Source organism: uncultured Nitratireductor sp. (assembly GCF_913053745.1).
Classification (GTDB): domain Bacteria; phylum Pseudomonadota; class Alphaproteobacteria; order Rhizobiales; family Rhizobiaceae; genus Nitratireductor.
Genome location: NZ_CAJXGF010000042.1, coordinates 13175 through 29998 on the forward strand (window position 1 = coordinate 13175; position 16824 = coordinate 29998).

At 61.3% G+C, this 16824-nt stretch carries 16 protein-coding genes; 12 read left to right on the top strand and 4 right to left on the bottom strand.

What is annotated here, in order from left to right; all coding sequences use genetic code 11:
• Positions 1-7 precede the first annotated feature (7 nt).
• The gene (locus tag QZ638_RS09140; RefSeq protein ID WP_295809167.1) at positions 8-925 is read right to left on the bottom strand and encodes a GntR family transcriptional regulator; all 918 of its coding nucleotides are present in this window, start codon (positions 923-925) and stop codon (positions 8-10) included.
• A gap of 173 nt (positions 926-1098) precedes the next feature.
• Entirely contained in the window at positions 1099-1803 is a 705-nt protein-coding gene (locus tag QZ638_RS09145; RefSeq protein ID WP_295809169.1) for an FCD domain-containing protein, read from the bottom strand.
• 157 nt (positions 1804-1960) lie between these two features.
• On the opposite strand from QZ638_RS09145, the gene QZ638_RS09150 reads away from it, so the two are divergent.
• From QZ638_RS09150 to QZ638_RS09195, 10 genes are all read left to right on the top strand, one after another.
• On the top strand, positions 1961-2536 hold the full coding sequence (locus tag QZ638_RS09150; RefSeq protein ID WP_295809171.1) for a TRAP transporter small permease subunit: 576 nt from the start codon (positions 1961-1963) through the stop codon (positions 2534-2536).
• Positions 2533-3804: a TRAP transporter large permease gene (locus QZ638_RS09155; protein WP_295809178.1), complete on the top strand. Its 1272-nt coding sequence runs from the start codon at positions 2533-2535 to the stop codon at positions 3802-3804. The genes QZ638_RS09150 and QZ638_RS09155 overlap by 4 nt, the downstream gene beginning before the upstream one ends.
• Positions 3804-4778: a 3-hydroxyacyl-CoA dehydrogenase NAD-binding domain-containing protein gene (locus QZ638_RS09160; protein WP_295809179.1), complete on the top strand. Its 975-nt coding sequence runs from the start codon at positions 3804-3806 to the stop codon at positions 4776-4778. Before QZ638_RS09155 ends, QZ638_RS09160 begins: the two co-directional genes overlap by 1 nt.
• Complete coding sequence (locus tag QZ638_RS09165) at positions 4772-5740, top strand: TRAP transporter substrate-binding protein (RefSeq protein WP_295809181.1); 969 nt, start codon at positions 4772-4774, stop codon at positions 5738-5740. Before QZ638_RS09160 ends, QZ638_RS09165 begins: the two co-directional genes overlap by 7 nt.
• A gap of 61 nt (positions 5741-5801) precedes the next feature.
• On the top strand, positions 5802-6656 hold the full coding sequence (locus tag QZ638_RS09170) for a VOC family protein (protein WP_295809183.1): 855 nt from the start codon (positions 5802-5804) through the stop codon (positions 6654-6656).
• A gap of 17 nt (positions 6657-6673) precedes the next feature.
• Positions 6674-7531, top strand: a complete 858-nt coding sequence (locus tag QZ638_RS09175; RefSeq protein WP_295809185.1) for a VOC family protein — start codon at positions 6674-6676, stop codon at positions 7529-7531.
• 3 nt (positions 7532-7534) lie between these two features.
• Positions 7535-8218, top strand: a complete 684-nt coding sequence (locus QZ638_RS09180) for a class II aldolase/adducin family protein (protein ID WP_295809188.1) — start codon at positions 7535-7537, stop codon at positions 8216-8218.
• Between the two features lie 25 nt (positions 8219-8243).
• On the top strand, positions 8244-9698 hold the full coding sequence (locus tag QZ638_RS09185; RefSeq protein WP_295809192.1) for a 2-hydroxymuconic semialdehyde dehydrogenase: 1455 nt from the start codon (positions 8244-8246) through the stop codon (positions 9696-9698).
• Between the two features lie 73 nt (positions 9699-9771).
• Positions 9772-10554: a 2-oxo-hept-4-ene-1,7-dioate hydratase gene (gene hpaH, locus QZ638_RS09190; RefSeq protein ID WP_295809195.1), complete on the top strand. Its 783-nt coding sequence runs from the start codon at positions 9772-9774 to the stop codon at positions 10552-10554.
• 8 nt (positions 10555-10562) lie between these two features.
• Entirely contained in the window at positions 10563-11324 is a 762-nt protein-coding gene (locus QZ638_RS09195) for an HpcH/HpaI aldolase/citrate lyase family protein (RefSeq protein ID WP_295809199.1), read from the top strand.
• Between the two features lie 198 nt (positions 11325-11522).
• Here the strand turns inward: QZ638_RS09195 and QZ638_RS09200 are convergent, their stop codons facing one another.
• Complete coding sequence (locus QZ638_RS09200) at positions 11523-12332, bottom strand: IclR family transcriptional regulator (protein ID WP_295809201.1); 810 nt, start codon at positions 12330-12332, stop codon at positions 11523-11525.
• A complete protein-coding gene (locus tag QZ638_RS09205; RefSeq protein ID WP_295809203.1) occupies positions 12322-12726 on the bottom strand; it encodes an acyl-CoA thioesterase in 405 nt (134 codons plus the stop codon). The genes QZ638_RS09200 and QZ638_RS09205 overlap by 11 nt, the downstream gene beginning before the upstream one ends.
• 91 nt (positions 12727-12817) lie before the next feature.
• On the opposite strand from QZ638_RS09205, the gene QZ638_RS09210 reads away from it, so the two are divergent.
• Both QZ638_RS09210 and QZ638_RS09215 read left to right on the top strand, forming a co-directional pair.
• Positions 12818-15571 carry a benzoate-CoA ligase family protein gene (locus tag QZ638_RS09210; RefSeq protein WP_295809206.1) on the top strand — a complete coding sequence of 918 codons (2754 nt, stop codon included), beginning with the start codon at positions 12818-12820 and terminating at the stop codon, positions 15569-15571.
• 151 nt (positions 15572-15722) lie between these two features.
• The coding region (locus QZ638_RS09215; RefSeq protein ID WP_295809208.1) for a TAXI family TRAP transporter solute-binding subunit at positions 15723-16824 on the top strand (1102 nt) is incomplete at its 3' end.

Here is a 16824-nt window from a genome sequence, read left to right on the forward strand (position 1 = left end):
TATCGCTCTAATCGAGTTCACCGCCATTTTTGCGCGATCGGCTCAGATGCCGATTGAGGATAGCAACGGCTTCCTCACGGTCCCCGGCCTCGATCGCGTCGAGGATTGCGAGGTGATCGCGCGCCGCCTTCCGGATGCCTTCTGCGGTGAGAACGGTGAACTCGGCGACTTCCGTCATGCGGCGAAGGTTGTTTTGTCGTTCTATCGCTTCGTTCAGGAAGCGGTTGTGTGCCCAACCGACTATGGTCGCGTGAAAATTTGCATTGGCTTCAAACCAGCCGCTGCCGGAAATTCGCCCGACCGGCTTTTCCAGAAGTTTGCGCTGTTGGGCGCGTAGTTCCCGCAACTGCTGGAAATCTGGCCGGAAGTCCCCGTCACGGACGGCTCCGCATTCGATGATCGCGCGGAAAACGTAGCTCGCCTCGATGGCTGCTTTGTTGTCCAATGTTTCGGCAAAACGCCAACCGTGTCCGGTGCGGCGCTCGGCGAGCCCCGAATTGGCTAACCGCATAAGCACACGCCGAATTACGCCGCGCGTGGTGCCGAAATGTTCGGTGAGTTCGGTTTCCGAAACCTCGGTGGCGATTTCACCCGTCGCTCGGGCGGTCATAACCCTTTCATACAGCAATTCGGTTTCGGAATGCGGTAATGCGTCTTCAATTTCCTGACCGCCATTCGGCAATCCCGCAAAGCGGAATCCCACATTGGGTATCTTGGTAAAAACGCCACGCTTTTCCAGAGCCACCAGAACATGCCTTACGGGTGTGCGTGAGGTGCCAAGCGTATCTGCCAGGCGGATTTCAGAGACGTGTTCTCCTTCGCTCCATTGACCGTCCTGGGCGAGAATGAGAATCTTGCGCGCGAGTTCGGCCTGTAGATTGCTCAGACCCAAGTCGGTCGTTTCTGAAGTCGTCGATTGTTGCATGGTTATACGTCGTGTCAGAATCTTCTTAAGAAGAACCTCCACTACATGCCGTGATTTCAATCCCCGTGCAATTGTTGAACAGCCGGTGTTGGTGCAGTCCGGCCAACGAGGAATCGCGATTTTCGACTTCGTGATCGTTGAATATGCGAGCCCGGTTGATGCCGCTGTCGGCTCTATTCGGCCAGCTCACGACGCGCAAATGTGTTGACAACCGCATCGGTGGTCCGCCCGATATGGGTTTCCATAACGGTGACGGCCTTTTCCGCGTTTCGATCGAGCGCGGCTTCGAAGAGCGCGCGATGTTCGAGGCTGATGTCTCTCGTGGCAACCGTTTTGACGCGGGATAACCGACGATATCGCTCGTGCTGATCGAACATGAGCTGGCGCATGCGCAGGAGCCATTCCGAGTCACAGGCCGCAACGAGAGCTTTGTGAAACCGGTGATTGAGGGTTTCCCACTCAGCCAGGTCGTCTATGCCCTGGTCGATGGTTCGCTCCAGTCGCTCCAGTCGATGAAAAGCCGCCGCCAGAGCGTTCTCCCATTCGTCATTGCCCTTGCCGATCGATATGCGCAGAGCTTCGACTTCCAGAAGCTTGCGCATGTCACCGATGTCGCGCGCATCTTTCACGGACATGGGCACGACCTCGCATCCACGCTGGCCCTCCAGCTTGACCAGATGGTCGCTGGAAAGCCGGGCAAGCGCCTCGCGGATCGGCGCGGCGCCCAATCCATAGCGGCTGCGCAGCATTTCGATCTTGAGTTTCAGGCCGGGCGCAAGCGCACCGGAAATGATGTCCTCCCGCAGCAGCCGATAGGCGCGCTCGGCGATCGTTCGTTCCGGTCCGTCATATCGCATGTTGACGAGGATCTCTGCCATTCCGCTCGTTTCCTCAGTTAACCGGCCTGCGCCACGTTAAACAAGCGCCGCACTCTGAGAAAGAAAATATCGATATTTTTGTTGACTTGCAAATAATATCGATATTTTATTCGAGGCGCTGGAGGACGGAGCCTGGAGGAGGCGGCGGTTTCTGCCGATGTCGAGCGTATTGTCTGAAGAACGAACCGAACGGGCCGGTGCGCTGGAACGCGCCAGCGCCCGCCTTGCGACGGCCGAATGGTATTGCGCGGGTCTGCTGCTCTGCGTCGTCTTTCTGCTGCTGCTTTTGAATGTGGTGACGCGCAGTTTCGGCACGCCTCTGATCTGGGTGGACGAGTTGGCGATTTATGTCATGATCTGGGCCGCACTCATCGGCGCGTCCATCGGCATCCGCAACCGCGATCACATCGCCATGACGCTTCTCACCGACATGCTGCCTGCGGCAAACCGCAGAGCGCTTCTGATCGGGGTGGATGCCGCGCTGCTGGTCTTTTTCGTCATTTTTGGTGTCATTCTCTGGAACTGGTTCGATCCGGTCGGCGCGCTCTCGGCTGAAACGCTTGCCGATTTCAGCCAGCAAAGTTTCAACTTCATTTATGAAGAGCCGACCACGACCATCGGCATGCGCAAAGTCTGGTTCTGGCTGATCTTACCCGTTTTCTTCCTGAGCGGTGCGCTTCACGCATCGGCCAATCTGGCGGCGCGCCTGCGGGGCGGGGAGGGCGAACGATGACGATTGCCGGGTCTTTCCTTGCCTTTCTGCTTGTCGGCCTGCCCATCGCTTTCGTCCTGGCCGCGACCGCACTGGTGTTCATCGCCGTCAGCGGCAACACGGTGCTGCTTCAGTCCTATGCCCAGCAGCTCTTCGGCGGGCTCGAAAATTACGGTCTTCTGGCCTTGCCGATGTTTATTCTGCTCGGAGAGTTCATGAATGCCGGAGGCATTGGCCGGCGGCTCATGAGTCTGTCTGTTGCATTGCTGGGTGCGGTGCGCGGTGGGCTGGCCTATGTCAATCTCGTTGCCAACATGCTGATGGCTTCGATCCTCGGTTCGACCGTGGCGCAAATCACCATCATGTCCAAAATCGCGGTCCCGGAGATGGAAAAGGCCGGCTATCCACGCGATGTGTCTGTGGGCATTACAGCAGCCGGAGGTCTTCTGGCTCCGATCATCCCGCCATCGATGCTGTTCATCATTTTCGGCGTGGTGGCGCAGATGCCGATCGGCGATCTTTTTATCTCCGGTATCGTGCCGGGAGCGATGATGTTCGTTTCTTTCATCGTCGTCATCGCCGTTTTCAGCAGGCTTTATGCGTTCCCGCGCTCGGAACGGCTTTCGATCAGAAAGCGCTTAGCGGCGCTGCTCGATGCGCTACCGGCGCTGGCCATTCCCGCCGTCATCATCGGCAGCATCCTGGGCGGTCTGGCAACGCCGACGGAAGCCGCCGCCATCGCCACGTTGGCGGCGATGCTGACCGGTCTCTTCGTCTATCGCGAGATGAGCGTGGCAGACATTTTCCCCGCTTTTGCCAATGCCGCGCGCAGTGCTGCCGTTGTGCTTTTTCTCATCGCGGCGGCGCAGGTGTTCAGTTGGGTCATCACCTTCGAGAACCTGCCGGCGCGGGTGGCGGAAGGGCTACAGCTCATCACCACATCGCCCATCGTCTTCCTGCTGCTTCTCAACCTGCTTCTTCTGATGCTCGGCATGGTCACGGATCCGATCCCGGCCATCATCCTCGTGGTTCCGGTTCTGCTGCCGGTGGCGACCGATGTCTATGGCATCGATCCGTTCCAGTTTGGCGTCATCGTCTGTCTCAATCTGACACTGGGCCTGCTGACGCCGCCCGTGGGGACGGGGCTTTTCGCTGCTGCACTAATGGGAGGGGTGAAGGCGGAGCGCATCGCATGGCTGGTCACGCCGTTCTTTCTGGCCGTCGCCGCGGTGCTGGTTCTTCTGGCCTTTTTCCCATGGCTGGCAACGGGCCTGAAGGAGCTTTTGTGATGGTTGACGCGAAAGCACCCGTCCTGATTGTCGGAGGCGGAACCATCGGCTGCGGATGGGCGGCTGCATTCGCGGCCGCCGGGCATTCGGTGCAGGTTTATGACCCTGCACCCGAAACGGCTGCGCGCGTCGATCTGGTCTGGCAGAAGGCATTGCCCGTACTGGAACGGCTGGGGGGTGACTGTGCCGAAGTGCCACCGCCGTCGCACATTGCGCGGCTCGATCACGTTGAGAGAAGTGTGGCCTTCGTGCAGGAGGCCCTGCCGGAGCGTCTGGAACTCAAAAAGGACGTGCTTGCCGAGGTGGAGCGGCATGTGCCGGCCGATGCGGTGATCGCGTCGAGCACATCGGGCCTTTCGCCGAGCGACATACAGGATGCTTTGGTGCATCCCGAACGCCTTGTGATCGGGCATCCCTGCAACCCGCCATATCTCATGCCGGTGGTGGAAATCTGCGCCGGCGCAAAGACGAGCGCGGTGGCGATGGACAGGGCCGACGCCTTCTACACCGGCATCGGCAAGACGGTGCTGCGGTTGCGGCGCGAAATGCCCGGCCATCTGGTGAACCGGCTTCAGGCGGCGCTGTGGCGCGAGGCGGTTCATCTGGCGGCGGAGGGTGTGGCTTCGGTCGAGGACATTGAAAAGGCGGTTACGAAGGGGCTCGCCGCGCGCTGGTGCGTGACCGGACCGACGGCGATCTTTCATCTGGCCGGCGGCGATGCCGGTCTGGCGAAGTTCTTCGACGATCTGGGGCCGGAGGTTGAAAAATGGTGGGCTTCGCTCGGCGCGCCGCGTCTCGACGCGAAAACCCGCGCCGCCCTCATCGAAGGTGTCGCGCAAAGTCCCGATCTGGCGGATGCCGAAGCGCTCGCCAGCCTGCGGGACGCGCGGGTGCCTGACATTCTCAATCTGCTGTCCGGCCCGGAAAGCCGGAACGGCGCGAAGCATTACAAACGGGAGGAAGAAACATGCTGAAACAGATAGCGGGCGCGCTCGCCTTTACCGGCCTCATGCTGGCGGCTCAGGCGGCAAGCGCCGCAGAATACCGGCTCGGCCTCATCACGCCACCGCCCCATCAATGGACGGTGACCGCCAACGCCATTGCCGACGAACTGAAGGAGAAGACCGACGGACGCGTCGAGCTTCTGATTTTCCCGAGCGGTCAGCTCGGCAATGAAGCGCAGATGCTCCAGCAATTGCAGACGGGTGCGCTGGACTTCGCCTTCCTCACACTGGGAGAGTTTGCCAACCGCGATCCGAACTACGGCATTTTCCTCGCGCCCTACATCGTCAAGGATGTCGCCGGCGCTCAGAAGCTCTTGAAGGGCGAGACCGCCGGCAAGCTTCTCGACGGGGTCAGCAAGTTCGGCCTGAAAGGTTTCGGCTACGCGATGGCCGGTCTGCGCCAGATCGTCATGCGCGGCGAAGTGAAGGATGTCGGGGACCTTTCGGGCAAGAAAATCCGCACCGTGCCTTTCGCGCCCGAGCTCGATTTCTGGGTCAAGGTGGGTGCCGCTCCGACCCCGATGCCTTTGCCGGCGCTCTACGACGCCTTCGCCAATGGTCAGGTCGACGGCATGCAGATCGACTTCGAAGGCACCTGGAACAGCAAATATTACGAGCACGCGGGCACGATCATCGAATCCAACCACATGATGTTCCCGATGATCGCGGTCGGTTCCGGACGCAAATGGGGTGCGGTTCCCGCCGAGGACCAGGCAATCATCGAAGAAGTGCTCAGTGCGCATCTCGACACGCTGGTGGGCTCCTATGCGGAAATCGACGCGGACTATCTCGAAAAGCTGAAAGGCACCGAAGTGCCCGTCATGACGATCGACCGCGCATTCTTCGGTGAGGCCATCGACAACTGGTACAAGGAATGGCGCACCAAGGCGCCCATGCTTGAAAAGCTGGAAGCAGAAGCATCGGGGCTCTGAGGCCATCGATATGAAACGGCGGGGCGCGTGAAGCGCTCCGCATGGAAATGTGGAGGATATTGTGAGCGGACCCTATCGTGATCTTCGCTATGTGCGGCTGGCCACCAGCGATCTGAAGAAGGCGGCGGATTTCGCCACCGATCTCGTTGGGTTGCAGGAGTTTGCGCGCGACGGGCAGCGCGCGTATTTCCGCTCCGACGCACGCGCTTATTCGCTCTGCTTCAGTGCTGCCGAGAAGGGTGACGCGGTCGCCCTGACCGTCGCGCGCGACGAAGACCTGACAGCAATGGCCGAACGGCTACGCGCCGAAGGGTTTTCCGTCTCCGAGTTCGATCAGGCGGCCTGCGCTGCGCGGAAGATCAAGAAGGGCATCGCGACCAGCGCGCCCAACGGCGTGGCGGTCGAACTCGTCTGGCGTCCGCTCACATCCGGCTGGCGCTATCACGGTCCGCGCGATGCGGGCATCACCGAAATTTCTTCCGTGTCGCTGGCCTGCACCGATATTGCCGCCAATGAGGATTTCTGGACGCGTGTGCTTTGCGGCGCCGTTTCCGACTGGGCCGGCGATGCCGCCTACATCCGCATCGACGGCGCTCATCACCGCATCGCGCTCTATCCTTCCGCTCGCGACGGCATTCTGGGCGTCGACTTTGCCGTGGAGTCGATCAACAACGTGATGCAGAACCATTATTTCCTGCAGGCGCGGCAGTTGCCCATCGTTCACGGGCCGGGCCGTCAGCCGGCCTCGGAGAAGATCTTCGTTGCGACACGTGGGCCGGGCGATGTGCTGTTCAGCTATTCGACGGGCATGAGCGAGGCCGCGCCCGAGCGCACGCCACGCCAGTTTCCCGATACGGCCCTTTCCCATTGCGCGTGGGGCTCCCCGACCAATGAGCCCGAGTTTTCGGGCGCGTAAGCCACAGGAGAAGTGACATGATCGAGTTGAAGGACGTGGTCTATTGCCGTCTTGGCACGCGCGATCTGGAAGGGGCAGTCTGGTTTGCACAGAACATTCTCGGGCTGGAAGTGTCCGAGCACCGAAAGGGCGCGGTGCATTTCAAGTCCGACAGCCGTGACCACACACTGTGCTACTTCGAAGGCGATCCCGAAGATCAGGTGACTGCGTTTGAACTTGGTTCTTCGGCAGACCTGCATGCAGCGGCGGCCACACTCGAAGGGCTGAAGCAGGAGGTCTATTACGGCACACGCGAGGAATGCGAAGCGCGCCATGTGCGAGAGTTCATCCGTTTTCGCGATCCGACCGGCAACAGTATCGAATTCGTCGTGCGTCCGGCCTTTTCCGGGCAGCGCTACCACGGCACACGCGATGCGGGCATCACTGGATTCAGCCATGTGGGCCTGTGTTCCAGCGATCTGGAGCGGGATGAGAAATTCTGGACCACGGTCTGCAATGCGCGCGTTTCAGACCGCATTGGAGACGCGCCGCTGATGCGGCTTGGCTCGATACACCACACGATTGCGCTGTTCCCCTATCACAAGGCCGGCATCCAGCACATCAACCATCAGGTGGAATCGACCGACGATATCCAGCGCTCGACCAATTTCATCCGCGACCGGCAGATCAACATCACTTTCGGTCCCGGCCGCCATCCCACATCGTCTGCGCAGTTCCTCTATTTCAGCGGCCCGGATGGCATGACCTTCGAATATTCGACCGGTGTCTGCGAGATCCACGACGAACCGCTGTGGCGCGACCGGCAATTCGCTTTCGAACCGGTTGGTTTCTGCCACTGGGGTGCGAAGCCCAACATCGCCGCTTTCGAGGACTGAGCCGTGACACAGACCGATATGGACGATCTTGCGCGCAAGGTGCGCGTGGCGGCAAGGGCGCTCGGCAGGCATGGGCTCGCCCACGCCTACGGCCATTGCTCGGCGCGCATCGACGCGGAGCGCTTCCTCGTCTGCCCGCCGCAACCCATGGGGCTGGTGGAGCGGGGTGAAGCCTGCACGGTGGTGCCGGTGAGCGGACCGCTGCCCGACGGTGTTCTGGGCGAGGTGCGCATCCATCAGGAGATCTATCTTAACCGGCCGACAGTGGGTGGCGTGGCGCGCTTCATGTCGCCGAAGATGATGGCGCTTGCAGCGCTCGGCAGATCGCCAAAGGCGCGTCACGGATTCGGGGCCTATTTCGCGCCGGAGCCGCCGCTCTGGGACGACCCGCAACTGGTGCGCGACGATGGAAAGGCTAAGGGTGTCTTTGCCGCCATGGGCGATGCGCGTGCCGTTCTGATGCGCGGCAACGGCGCGGTGACGGCGGGAGACACGCTGGAAGAGGCCATCGTGCTTGCCTGGTATCTGGAAGATGCCTGCCGCGTCGAACTGGAAGCGCTGGCAGCCGGGCTTGCCGACGCACCGCCGACATTCTCCGCCGAAGGGGCGAAAGAGCGGGCCACCAAGGCCGGCCGCATTTTCGAGCGCATGTGGGACTTCCTCACCGCAGGCGATCCCGAACTCTGAGTTTCCGCAAGAAGGACGAGACTACGTGAAGCGTATTCAGAATTTTATCAATGGCCGCTTTGTCGATGGCACCGGCGAACTGTTTGAAAACCGTTTCCCGGCCACGGGCGAGGTGCAGTCGCTTGTCTCCGCTGCGGGCGAACAGGATGTGGATGCCGCGGTGTCGGCGGCGAAAAAGGCGCTCAGGGGTCCATGGGCACAGCTGAGCGTGCAGGAGCGCATCGCGCTTCTGCGAAAGGTGGCCGACGGCATCAATGCGCGCTTCGACGAGTTTCTGCGCGCCGAGATCATGGATACGGGCAAGCCGGTCTCAATCGCCAGCCATATCGACATTCCGCGTGGCGCGGCCAATTTCAACGTTTTCGCAGACCAGATCGCCAGCGTCGCGACCGAGGCGTTCGAGATGGCGACGCCGGATGGTGCCGGGGCGCTCAACTACGCGATCCGCATGCCGCGTGGCGTCATCGGCGTCGTCTGCCCGTGGAACCTGCCACTGCTCCTGATGACGTGGAAGGTCGCGCCGGCGCTGGCCTGCGGCAACACGGTGGTGGTGAAGCCCTCGGAGGAAACGCCTGCCACCGCCACGCTGCTTGGCGAGGTGATGAATGACGCCGGCATTCCAGAAGGCGTCTACAATGTGGTGCATGGTTTCGGCGGCGGCAGTACTGGTGAGTTTCTTTCGAGCCACCCGGACGTGGATGCGATCACCTTTACGGGTGAAACGGCGACGGGTGAGGCCATCATGGCGGCGGCGTCGCGCGGCGTTCGCCCCGTTTCACTGGAGCTTGGCGGCAAGAATCCGGGCATTGTGTTCGACGATGCGGATATCGACATCACCATAGAGGGTCTCGGTCGCTCCTGCTTCGCCAATACGGGGCAGGTTTGCCTTGGCACCGAACGGCTATACGTCCAGCGCGGCATCTTCGATCAGGTGGCGGAGAAGCTCGCTACAAGAGCGAGGACTTATGCCTATGGCGATCCGTTTGACCGGAAAACGACGATGGGACCGCTCATCAGCGAGGAGCATCGCAGCAAGGTGCTCTCCTATTATGAGAAAGCAAAGACCGCCGGAGCCGAGATTCTCGCCGGTGGCGGTGTGCCCGCCATTCAGGGTTATGATGGCGGAAGCTGGGTGGAGCCGACCGTCTGGACCGGCTTGCCGGAGGATTCTCCGGTCGTGCGTGACGAGATTTTCGGTCCCTGCGCGCATATCACGCCCTTCGACGACGAAGAGGAGGCGATTCAGCTTGCCAACAACAGCCCCTATGGGCTGGCGACCTCGATCTGGACCACGAACCTGTCGCGCGGCCATCGCGTTGCCGGCCGGATTGACGCCGGCATCACCTGGGTCAACTGCTGGTTCCTGCGCGATCTGCGCACTGCTTTCGGCGGCTCGAAACGGTCGGGTATCGGCCGCGAGGGCGGCGTCCACTCGCTCGAATTCTACACCGAACTGCGCAATGTCTGCGTGAAGCTCTAACTTTTGTTTTGTGCAATTCCGGACGAAAAGCCGGTTTCCACTTTTGCTGGAATTGCTTTGGAGGACATCCATCATGCTTAGCGAAGAACAGCGCGGGGAAGCGGTGCGCTCCCTGCTCGAAAGCCACCGCACGAAGGTGCAGGGCCGCCGCCCCTCGGAAATGTTTCCGGACATTCAGATCGAGGATTCCTACGCCATTTCGTCTGCTGTGGCCGAGGAACGGGTCAAGGCTGGCGCGAAAATCATCGGCCACAAGATCGGCCTCACCTCCAAGGCGATGCAAGCCAGCTCGAAGATCGACGAGCCCGACTACGGCTATCTGTTCGACGATTTGATTCTGAACGACGGCGCGAAGGTGCCCTTCGAGAATTTCTGCGTTCCGCGCGTCGAGCCGGAGCTGACCTTCATCCTGAAGGAACCGCTCAAGGGACCGAATGTGGGTCTGATCGACGTGTTGCGCGCCACCGAATATGTGGTGCCTTCCATCGAGATCATCGATGCGCGCGTCACCGAGCCGCGCAAGATCTTCGACACGGTCGCCGACAATGGCGCTGCCGCCGGCATCGTGCTCGGCGGCCGGCCGGTACGCCTGGACGAGGTGGATCTGCGCTGGGTCGGTGCGGTCTTCTACCGGAATTCAGAGATCGAGGAGACGGGCCTCGCTGCCGGTGTGCTCGGCCATCCGGCCATGGCGATCGCCTGGCTCGCCAACAAGCTGGCGCCGTTCGACATCACGCTGGAACCCGGCCACATGATGCTGTCGGGCTCCTTCACCCGGCCCGTCTGGGCGCAGAAGGGCGACACGCTTCATGCGGATTTCGGTCCGCTCGGCAGCGTTGCCGTTCAGTTCGTTTGAGGTCTGCCGTGAAGAGCCTGGAGAACACGTTCAAGAAACGGCTTCTGGCCGGCGAAACGCTGATCGGTCTTTGGAGCAGCTTGTGCAGCCCCATTGCTGCCGAGGCGCTGGCGGATGCCGGTTTCGACTGGCTTCTTTTCGACAGCGAGCATTCGCCTGTGGAAGTGGCGGGGCTTTATCCGCTGTTGCAGGCGGCGTCCAGCGGTTCCGCCGAGGCCATCGTGCGCCCCGCCTGGAACGACAAGGTGCTCATCAAGCGCGTTCTCGACATCGGTGCGCAGACGGTTCTGGTGCCGTTCGTGCAGAACGCCGAAGAAGCGCGTGCCGCCGTCGAGGCCACACGCTATCCGCCGGAGGGCATTCGCGGTGTCGCGGGCAGCACGCGCGCCAGCCGCTACGGTCGCGCGAAGGATTATTTCAAAGTCGCCAATCGCGAAGTCTGCGTGCTTGTACAGATCGAGACGGGTGTCGCGCTGGAGGTTTTGGAAGATATCGCCACCGTTGACGGTGTCGATGGCGTGTTTATTGGCCCATCCGATCTCGCTGCTTCGCTGGGCCATCTGGGGAATCCCGGGCATGAGAACGTACAGAGAGCCTTGCGCGTAGCGATCGACAAACTCAAGGCTCTCGGCAAGCCAGCCGGCATCCTCGCCACCAATCCTGAGGATGCCATGCGTTATCGGAATTGGGGCTATCAGTTTGTCGCAGCGGGTGTGGATCTGGGGCTGTTGGTCAAGGCGGCCGATGGCCTCGCCAATCAGATGAAGTAAGCAAGGCTCGAAAATTCGGGACTGGACGATGATCTAGAACAGCCGCGGGTGTTATGAACACCGGGTTCCGATGGCAGCGTTGGATGCCCAAATCGAAACGTCTTGCCTCAATGAGCGCACCGACGCCGGAAGAGGCGAGGCGCAGGCCGAACTGATGGCCATGCGAAAATCCCACGTACCTGAACCGCTGTCCGGCGATCAGCCTGTGGCTTGGGTCTGCAATGCGACCGATTGGCCGTGGCAGAATTCCAAAAGCTTGGAGACGACCTTTCCGTCGGGTCGAATGGCAGCCGGATCCGTGCCGATCAGCGTGATCGCGCACTGAGCCTCTCCTTGCCAGTCGAGAACAGGGGCTGCAACTGCGACCAGTCCCGGTATGAACCGCCCATCCACGGTGGCGAATCCGGCCTCGCGTATACGCTCGCGCAGTGCCTTCACGTTTTCCACATCGTAGTCCAGATGGGACTGCGTCGGGTTCGAGCGTGTCAGGGCAAGCTCTTTCTCCAGATGTCCGCCGATGGCCCCGGGTGGTGACCATGCAAGAAAGATCCGGCCCGAAGCGGAGGTGAGGAGCGGCAGGGTGGTCCCGAGTCCCATGGAAGTTATCACTGGAGCTGGCGCCCGTTCCCAACGCACAACGGTCGCTCCTTCCGTGCCCCAAACCGAAAGAAGGACGGTCATGCCGGTGGCGTCACGCAATTCGGGAAGCGCATCGGCCGACCGGTTGACGAAATCGTGGCGGGCCAATGCGGCAAGCCCGATTTCCATGGCTGCCGGGCCAAGGTCGTATTTACCCGACCGTCCGGCCTGGACCACCAGACCCGCAGCGATGAAGGATGCCAGATAGCGGTGCGCCTTGCTGGGTGGCATCTCTGCGCGGCGAGCCAACTCGGACAGGGTGACCGGGCCGCCGCATTGGGCCAACTCGCCCACCAGCCGCAGCGCGACGTCGACGGATTGGATGCCGCCGGAAACGCTGCCGGCCATGTTCTCCCGTTTATCCGACATCTATCAATTTCCTCAGTCTGAGCATGTCTCCGGCGACGATGCGGTTGTCATCGTGCTGGAACAATCTGCGCCGTTCGCTGCCCGAAGCGACGAGTCTGTCGCCGCAGCGAACTTCATAGTCAAGCAAAAGGTGGCGCGCGTTCCACTCGGAGATCGTCAGCGTGGTTTCCAACAGATCGCCTTCGCGGGCGGGACTGCGGAAGCTGGCGTCCGCATTCGTCAGGCCGATGCCGATCGCCTGCAGACGCGCGCACAGGGCTCGATGCCCGCCATACGCATGAAGCCAGTCGTGAAAGGTTTGGTCGAACCAGGCGAAGAAGCGCGGATAGTAGACGATTCCAGCAGGATCGCAGTCGCCGAAAAGCGCCCGATGCCGACGATGATGATGGGGCATGAATTTTCCTTAATATAAAATCTATTGCATAATGCGTAAAAAATGAGCTAGGGTCCAGATGTCGATCCGTTGTTTCGACCTGGGAGGAAAAATGGGAATGCTTCGCAACGTCGAGATCATCGGCGGAGGGCCGGCCGGCCTTTACACTGCCATCCTGCTACGTCGCCGGATGCCGGAAGCGCGTGTTCGTTTGACGGAGCAGAACCGGGAGGGCGCGACGTTCGGTTTCGGAGTCGTTTTTTCGGATCAGGCACTCGATTTCCTTCGCGTAGACGATCCCGAAACCCATGATCTGATCACCCCTCATATGGAACGGTGGAGGAACATGACCCTGAATCACCCCGGGGATCGGGTGGTCCTGGATGGGGTCGGTTTCTCCGCAATCGGTCGTCTTGAGCTGATCGAGATTTTGCGCAAGCGCGCACAGGCACTGGGCGTGCAGATCCGCTTCGATACGCGGCTTGAAAACCTGGACGCCGTGGCGCACGAGGACGCAGATCTCGTGGTTGGCGCAGATGGATTGAACTCGGTCGTGCGTGCGAGCGACCCGGCGGGATTCGGCGAAACGCTCGACCATTTCGGCAATCGTTTCGCATGGTTCGGCGCCGAAAGAGCGTTCGAGACGCTGACACAGACCTTCATTCGCACCGATGCTGGAGCGATGAACGCGCACCATTACCGTTATGCACCCGACCGCAGCACCTTCATCGTCGAATGCGGAGAGGAAACCTATCGCGCTGCCGGCTTTGCCGAAATGGACGAGGAAGAAAGCCGACGTGCCTGCGAAGCGCATTTCGCCCAAGTTCTCAGCGGCGCGTCGCTCATCACCAACAAGTCGAACTGGCGCCAGTTCCCAAAACTCTGGTGCGAGAACTGGGTAGCGGGCCGCCGGGTCCTGCTTGGCGATGCCGCGCACACGGCACATTTTTCCGTCGGTTCGGGGACGCGGCTTGCCATGGAAGACGCCATCGCCCTCGTCTCGGCGCTTGCAGATCATAGCGACATCGATAGCGGGCTTGCGGCTTTCGAGGCTGCGCGCAAGCCGATTGCCAGGAAGATCGTCAATGCCGCCAATGTCTCGGCCCAATGGTATGAAGGTTTTGGCGATAAGATGCAGCGCGCGCCGGTCGATTTCGCCTTCGATTACGTTACCCGCTCGGGCCGGGTCGACATGGAGCGGCTGCGCAGAATGTCGCCCGAGTTCATGGCGCGCTATGAGGCGGAGACCGGCGACGCGTCAAAAGCCATTGTCGATCCGGTGGGCACAGACACGCCCGGCGCTGCCGAAATCGGCTTCCGTCCCGAAGATCATTCGAACTGCTCGGAGATCCTCTGGGGCAACCTTCCGCACAACGCCGACAGGATCGCCGTGACCGGCCCAAGTGGCGAGCGCACATATGGCGAACTTGTCAGGGAGGCGGCGCGTTGGGGGCATGCCTTCAGGCAGGCGGGTCTCGAGCGGGGCGCACGCATCCCCTTCTTTCTCGACGATACGCCCGTCTATCCGGCTGCATTCTTTGGCGCGGTGCGCGCGGGCTTCGTTCCCGTTCTGCTCAATATCCAGACCAATGCGGATACGCTGAACTTTTTCCTCAAGGACACCGGCGCCACCATCGCTTTGTGCGAGGCGGAACTGGGCGAAAAATTTTCGGGCGAGGTTTTGAACGGCACACAGATCCGCAAGGTTGTGCTGGCCAACGCCGAAAACGGCAGCGACGGCAGCGTCTTCGAGGCGGCAGCCGCCTTTCTCGAGGGCAAGCCGGACACGCTGGAATGCGCCGATACCGGACCCTATGACATGGCATTCTGGATGTATTCCTCGGGCTCGACCGGTCGACCCAAGGGGATCGTGCATCTGCATCATGACATGGCATATTCGCAGGAGAGTTTCGGGCGTCATGTTCTCGGCCTATCGCCGGACGATTTATGCTTCTCCGTGCCGAAGATCTATTTCGCCTACGGTTTCGGAAACTCCATTACCTTTCCGTTTTCGGTGGGTGCCACCACGGTATTGTTGCCGGGACAGCCACGCGCCGAGGCGGTTCTCGACACGATCGAGGCCCACAGGCCCACGGTGCTTTTTGGCCTGCCGACGCTCTATACCGCGCTGTGCCGCAGCGCAGGCGTGGAGAATCGCGACCTAGGCTCGCTTCGCCAGTCCATGTCGGCGGCCGAGATTCTTTCAGAGGATGTCTACAATTCCTGGAAGGCACTGACGGGACACGGTCCGACGGAGGGGCTGGGTTCCACCGAGATGCTCCATATCTATCTGTCCAACCGCCTGGACGATCATCGCCTCGGCGCCGCTGGCGCGCGGGTGCCCGGTTATGAGATCCGGCTTGAAACGCCGGAGGGAAAGTCGGCCGAACCGGGCGAGGAGGGGGTCATGCTGGTGCGTGGGCATTCGTCGGCTCCCTGTTATTGGAACCGTCCCGACAAGACCCGTGACACGATGCGTGGCGACTGGCTCTACACGGGTGACCGCTTCATCGAGCGCGACGGCTACTACTATTTTCAGGGACGGGCAGACGAGCTTATCAAGGTTTCGGGCCAGTGGGTATGGCCGCTCGAGGTGGAGCGCTGCCTGAACGAGCATCCCGACGTGCACGAATGTGCGGTACTGGCCCATGAACTGCCCGATCGCCGGGTGACCTTGCGAGCTGTCGTACGCTTGCGCTCAGGCCGCGGTGATGACGAGGAGCGGGCGCGACTGCAGGCCCACGTGAAAACGGTTCTCCAGCCCTACAAATATCCGCGCATCATCGAATTCGTGAACGAACTGCCCAAGACGGGAACCGGAAAGATCGATCGACAAGCTCTGGTGACGCCACGAAAGGTCGCCTGAACGCAGGCCGACCAACCACGGGAACGGGACAGCGCTGAACCGGCGGCAAAGGCCGTGGGCACGACGTTACTCGACTGCAGCGCGAATGACCAAACGCATCGATGATGCCGGTTAAGTGCCGGGAGATACAAGGAAAATGGGAGGAAGACGCATGAAACATCTAATTGTAGCTGCAATTGCAGCCATGGGCATTTCGACTTCGGCCGCCGCGCAGGTGAGCTCGATCTCCACACCGCCACAGGGGTCGGTCTGGAACACCATGGCCTCGGTGATGGCGGGCGAAGTGCGCAATGCCACGGACATGCGTGTCGTCGTGCAACCTTACGGCGGCAACGCACAGATGATGCAGGCGCTCGACCAGAAGCTTGCGGAGTTTTCTCTCAACGATGTCAACGACGTGATCTCGGCAGTCCAGGGAAGCGGTGAGTACGAGCAACCGATGCCCAATCTGCGCGCGGTCGCGCGGATCAATCCGTTTCCAGTGGGGCTTTATGTGAAGGCGTCTTCCGGGATCGATAGCGTATCGGAACTTGCCGGCCGCTCCGTGCCGTCCGGCTGGGATGCTTTTCCCATAGCGCGTTCGCACATCAGCGCGATCCTCGCTGCCGGCGGGTTGAACTGGGACGACGTTGAACAGGTGCCGGTGCCCGAACTGATCCGCGGGTCCGACGATATGGCTTCTGGCCGGGTCGACAGTGCCTTCTTCGCAGTTGGCGGCCCCAAGGTCGCGGAAGTCGATGCCTCCGTCGGCGGGGTGCGGTTTTTGAAGGTGGACGCGAATGAGGAGACGCTTGCGAAGATCCAGCAGGTTCGGCCCGCCTTTTACTTTTCGGAGGTCGACCCGGCACCCGTGCGCGTCGGTGTCGAAGAACCCATGATGTTCGTCACCTGGGACAACATTCTTGTCGCCGGAAGCCATGTTGCCGACGATGTCGTGGAAGGCTTCCTGGCTGCGATATTCGATGGCCGTGAAGCCATAGGCGAGGCCTATCCGCCGCTGCGCGCGCTCGACGACACGGTGATCCACCTCGGCACCTTCTCGAAGACGATCGCGCCGGCGGTGCGGACCGGCTGGGCGGTGGCGCCGCCGCCGCTGTTCGAGCTCATGCTCGCCGCGCGGCAGCTGATTGACCTGCACAACGATCGCATGGCGATGCGGACGGTCTACTACACCGCCGAGGGGTATCTCGCCGAGCACATGGCTGAGGTCCGGCCGCTCTACAAGGCCCGTCGCGACGCCATGCTGGCGGCGC